General features: G+C 72.4%; 5 protein-coding genes. 4 read left to right on the forward strand and 1 reads right to left on the reverse strand.

Translation table 11 applies throughout. The annotated features are described in order from the left end of the window. Positions 1-747: response regulator (locus tag VIB55_RS14655; protein ID WP_331877400.1), on the reverse strand; the 747-nt coding region annotated here is incomplete at its 3' end. 32 nt (positions 748-779) lie between these two features. Here VIB55_RS14655 and dacB point away from each other — a divergent pair. From dacB to VIB55_RS14675, 4 genes are all read left to right on the forward strand, one after another. Then, a complete protein-coding gene (dacB, locus tag VIB55_RS14660) occupies positions 780-2,306 on the forward strand; it encodes a D-alanyl-D-alanine carboxypeptidase/D-alanyl-D-alanine endopeptidase (protein ID WP_331877401.1) in 1,527 nt (508 codons plus the stop codon). Positions 2,307-2,312: 6 nt separating this feature from the next. Continuing rightward, positions 2,313-3,665, forward strand: coding sequence for a S41 family peptidase (locus tag VIB55_RS14665; RefSeq protein ID WP_331877402.1), 1,353 nt, complete (start codon positions 2,313-2,315; stop codon positions 3,663-3,665). Between the two features lie 93 nt (positions 3,666-3,758). After that, a complete protein-coding gene (locus VIB55_RS14670; protein ID WP_331877403.1) occupies positions 3,759-4,517 on the forward strand; it encodes a hypothetical protein in 759 nt (252 codons plus the stop codon). A gap of 177 nt (positions 4,518-4,694) precedes the next feature. Continuing rightward, the coding region (locus VIB55_RS14675) for an ABC transporter ATP-binding protein (protein WP_331877404.1) at positions 4,695-5,302 on the forward strand (608 nt) is incomplete at its 3' end.

The raw sequence follows: 5,302 nt of genomic DNA on the forward strand, positions 1-5,302 counted from the left end.
CCGGTCGCGCGCCACGTAGACCCCCGCGCGCACGGCGTCGTCGGGCAGGTGGCGCGGAAGACCCTGCGAGAAGCGGGCGCGGGCGGTCAGCACGATTTCCTTGGCGTCCTCGGGCCGGCAGACGGCCACGAAGTCATCGCCGCCCACGTGGCCCACGAAGGCGTCGCGCCCCTCCACGGTGGTCGCCACGGCGCGCCCGGCCTCGCGGATGGCCTCGTCGGCCACGGCGAAGCCGAAGCGGTCGGCGAAGGGCTTGAAGTCGTCCAGGTCGAAGTAGCAGACGGCGAAGGTGTCGCCGGATTGGCGGCGGCGCTGGATCTCGCGCTCGATGGCCTGCCCGCCCGCCAGCCCCGTCGTGGGATTGCGGTCCAGCACGCGCTGCACCTGCCGGGTGAGCGCCGACACCCGGGCGAGCAGCTCGCGGGGGTCGAAGGGCTTGGCCAGGTAGTCGTCGGCCCCGGCCTCGAACCCGCCCAGCCGGTCCTCGATGCTGGACTGCGCCGTGAGGATGAGCACCGGCAGGTGGCTGACTCGCGGGTCGGCCTTGATGTCGCGGCACACCTCCAGGCCGTCCGGGCGCCCCATGCGGTAGTCCAGGATCACCATGTCCGGGGGCTGGCGGCGCACCTCGGCCAGGGCCTGGGTGCCGTTCTCGGCCAGCCGCACCTCGTGGCCGGCGTGGCGCAGGAAGTCCGACACCAGCTGGCGCAGCGCTTCTTCGTCGTCCGCGTACAGGATCTCGCTCATCCGGCTCCCCACCCCGACGGTTTTCTTTGGACGTGACCGCACTGAAAACGACGCTCCCCCGCCGCCTGGGCGCGCTGCTGCTGGCGCTCGCCGCGGCCGTGGCCCCGCTGCCGCCGGGGCACGCGCAGAATGTAACCGCTTCGCGCCCCGGCGCCACGCCCGAGGCGGCGTCGGCGCGGCTGGCGGAGCGCATCGACGCGGTGCTGGCCCGCCCGCAGGCGCGCCAGGCCCGCTGGGGGATCGAGGTGCGCGACGCCGCCAGCGGCCGCGTGCTGTACGCGAGGGACGCCGGGCGGCCGATGGTGCCCGCTTCCAACCTCAAGCTGGTGGCTGCGGTCGCCGCGGCGCATCACCTGGATCCCGGGTTCCGCTTTCGCACCACCCTCTACGCAGGCGGCGAGGTGAGGGACGGGGTGCTGCACGGCGACCTGGTGCTGTACGGGCGAGGCGACCCCATGATCTCCGCCCGCTACTTTCCCAGCCAGACCGCGGTCTGGGAGATGCTGGCCGACTCGCTCCGCGCCCGCGGCATCCGCCGCGTGACCGGCGGGGTGACAGCCGACGAGAGCTTCTGGGACACCGAGCGCCATGTGGCCGACTGGGACCCGGAAGACCGCAAATGGTGGTACGCCGCCCCTGTGGGCGCGCTGGGATTCAACGACAACTCCATCGATTTCCGCATCCTCCCGGGCACCGCGATCGGACAGCCGGCGCGCATCACCGGCGAGCCCGCGTCGGAGTTCTACCGGCTGGACAACGATTCGCGCATGGTCGCTGCGGGAACGGGCGCGACGCTGGACTTCGACCGCGTGCCGGGAACGAATCGCATCCGCGCCTTCGGGGTACTGCCCCTGGGTGCCGGGGCGGACGTCGAGTCGTTCGCGGTCGAGGACCCCGCGCGCTGGACCGGCGTCACCTTCCGCGAGGCGCTGGAGCGGCGCGGCATCGCCTTCGGCCGGGCGGAGGTGCGGGTGGTGTCGGATTCCGCGCTCTCCCTCTCCCGCAGCGCCCCGGTGCTGGCGGAGTGGCGGTCTCCCCCGCTGGACAAGGCGATCGGCCCCGTGCTGCTGAACAGCCAGAACTGGTTCGCCGAGGCGCTGGTGAAAACGCTCGGCAAGCAGGTCCGCGGCGAGGGGAGCTGGGCGGCGGGGCTGGCCGTGGAGCGCGCGTTCCTCGTGGACGTGGCGGGAATCGACAGCGCCGAGTTCGTGCTGCGCGACGGCTCGGGCCTTTCCGCCCTCAACCGCGTCACCCCGCACGCCCTGGTGAATCTTTTGGACTACGTGCGGCGTACTCCCCGCCAGGCCATCGTCCGCCAGGCCATGCCGGTGTCGGCCGCGAGCACTGGGTCGCTACGCGCACGGCTGACGGACCTGCCCGGGCGCGTGGCCGCCAAGACGGGGTACATCGGCGGGATGGACACGCTCAGCGGCTACCTGGCCATGCCGGACGGCCGCGAAATCCTTTTCTCCATCATGGCCAACGAATCGGGCCAGCCGTCCGCGAGAATGAAGGCACTCATCGACGACGTGGTGCGCGCCATCGCGGCGGAAGCGTAAAGACCCATGAAATCCATCGGATTCCTTGCACTGGGCGCCGCCCTTTCCGCCTGCGCCACGGCGGCGCCCCCCGCGGACGCGCCGTCGCCCACTCCCGAGCGGCTGGATCCCGCGGTGGCCCTGGCCACCTTCGACAGCGCCTGGTCGTCGGTGAACCGGACCTTCTGGGACACCACCTTCTACGGGGTGAACTGGCCCGCCGTGCGCGACTCGCTGCGCCCCCGTGCGCAGCAGGCCACCACCAACCCCGAGCTGCGGCGGGTGATCACCGCCATGCTCAATGAGCTGGGCCAGTCGCACTTCAACGTGATTCCGGGCGAGGCCGGCGAGTCGCTGCGCGCGGCCGGGAGCACCCGCGAGGGCGACCCGGGCGACGCGGGGATGCAGGTGCGCTACGTGGACGGCCGCGTGCTGGTGACCCGCGTGGTCCCCGGGGGCGCCGCCGACGCGGCGGGGATTCGCCCGGGATGGGTGGTGGAGGCGGCGGGCGCCATGACGGCCGCGCGCGTGGCCGACGCGGTGCAGAAGCTGACCGGCACGGTGAACGCCCGGCGCGTGGCGTACATGGCGGCCGGGGGCGTGGGCGCCGCGCTGCGCGGCACCGCGGGAGACACCGTGCAGGTGAAGCTGACCGATGGGGAAGGTAGGACGGTGGAGCGCGCGCTGGTGCTGCGCCAGCTGCGGGGCCAGATGGCGCGCTTCGGCAACCTGCCGCCCATGGAAGTGCGGGTGGAGCAGGACACCCTTCACGCCTCCGGGCGCACCATCGGGGTGATCGGCTTCAACATCTGGCTTCCCGCGGCCATCCCGGCGCTGGACCGGGCCGTGGACGAGCTGCGCGGCGCGGACGGCATCGTGATCGACCTGCGCGGCAACCCCGGCGGCCTCGGCGGCATGGCGCCGGGATGGGCGGGGCACTTCGTGGACCGGCGCGACACGCTGGGCACCATGATCACCCGCCGCGACCGGGTGGAGTTCGTCATCAACCCGCGCCGGGTGAACGCGGCCGGGCAGCGGGTGCAGCCCTTCGCGGGCCCCGTCGCCATCCTCACGGACGAGATGACGGCCAGCACCTCCGAAATTTTCGCCGGCGGGCTGCAGGCGCTGGGGCGGGCGCGGGTGTTCGGCGCCACCTCGTCGGGGCAGGCGCTTCCCTCGCTTATGCCGCGGCTGCCCAACGGCGACGTGCTCCTTCACGCCGTCGCCGACATGATCGGGCCGGGCGGCGTACGGTGGGAGGGCCCCGGCGTGGTGCCCGACGCGCCGGCGCCGGTGACGCGCGAGGCGCTGCTGGCCGGGCGGGACCCGGCGCTGGACGCCGCCGTCGCCTGGATCGTGGAACAGAACTCACGCCGCTGAACGGCGGCTTTTCCCTGTGGCGGACGCTGGTCCGCCGCACCCGGGCGGCCGCGGGAGTCCCGGCCGCAGCAAGACCAACCGAGAGAGATTCGCATGAGCTTCCGCACTTCGCCCCTTCGCGCGCTGGCTTTGGCCGGCGCCGCCCTCACCGTGGCCGCGGCGCCCGCCCAGGCGCAGACCCTTCCCACCGCCGAGCAGGTCGTGGCCCGCTACGTGGCGGCCATCGGCGGCGAGCAGGCCATCACGGCGCAGCAGTTCCGCCGCGTGCAGATCGAGATGTCGATGCCCGCCGCCGGCGTGACCATGACGGGCGAGATGTTGCAGGCCCGCCCGAACAAGGCCTTGATGAACATCGAGTTCCCCGGCATCGGCAGCATGCGCCAGGGCTACGACGGCCAGGTGGCGTGGTCCCTGAACCCCGTGCAGGGTGCCAAGATCCTCGGGGGCAAGGAGCTGGCCGACGTCCTGCGCCAGTTCGACTTCGAGGCCAACCTGCGCTTCTCGCACCTGTTCCGCAGCATGGAAACCGTGGGCCGCGGCGAGATGAATGGCGAGAAGTGCGTCAACGTGCGGATGGTGACGGAGGGCGGCGACGAGGTGCTCAACTGCTTCGCCGACGACGACGGGCTGCTGGTCGGTGCCGTGGTGAAGACCTCGACCGAGGCGGGGCAGACGGAGAGCACCATCACCTTCCACGACTACCGCGAGTTCGGCGGGCTGAAGATGCCCACGCGCACCTCCATGTCGGCGGGGGGGCAGCAGATGGAGATGGTCGTCAAGTCGATGAGCACCGATCCCATCGACGCATCGGTGTTCGAGCTGCCGGCGGAGATCAAGGCCCTGCGGCAGTAATCGCCGCGGCGGAAGCCACGACGTTGGAGAATGAGGGGGGAGGGCCGGCTGCCGGCTCTTCCCCCTCTGCTCATGGGGCGGGTTTCGCTCGCCGCGCGCCGCGCGCGCCCGTATCTTGCCTTGACGCGGGGACTTTCCCGATGTCGCGGCTTCCCCCACCCTCGTCGCTCCTCGTCCTTGATCGAATTCCTCGATCTCACCAAGGCCTACGGCGGGTTCGTCGCCGTGCGCGGGCTGTCGCTCGCCGTGCGCCCGGGCGAGGTGTACGCGCTGCTGGGGGCCAACGGCGCGGGGAAGACCACGGCCCTGCGCTGCCTGGCCACGCTGCTGGCGCCCACCTCGGGAACGGCCCGCATCGCGGGGTTCGACGCCCGCGAGCAGCCGCTGGAGGTGCGCCGCCGGCTGGGCTTCCTTGCCGCCTCCATGGGGCTGTACGCCCGGCTGACTTCGCGCGAGCTGCTGCGCTACTTCGCCCGGCTGCAGGGCGTGGACGAGGCGCAGCTGGAGGCGCGGGTGGACGACGTGGTGCAGCGGTTCGGCATCGCGCCCTTCGAGGACAAGCTCTGCGGCCGCCTTTCCACCGGGCAGCGTCAGCGGGTGAACATCGCCCGCGCCACCGTCCACGACCCCCCCGCGCTGGTGCTCGACGAGCCCACGCTGGGGTTGGACGTGCTGAGCGGCGCCGCCATCTACGACTTCATCGCCGAGGCACGGCAGCGGGGACGGGCGGTGCTCTTCAGCACCCACCACATGAGCGAGGTGGAGCTGCTGGCGGACCGCGTGGG

Origin of the sequence: Longimicrobium sp. (assembly GCF_036554565.1) — a bacterium.
Classification (GTDB): domain Bacteria; phylum Gemmatimonadota; class Gemmatimonadetes; order Longimicrobiales; family Longimicrobiaceae; genus Longimicrobium.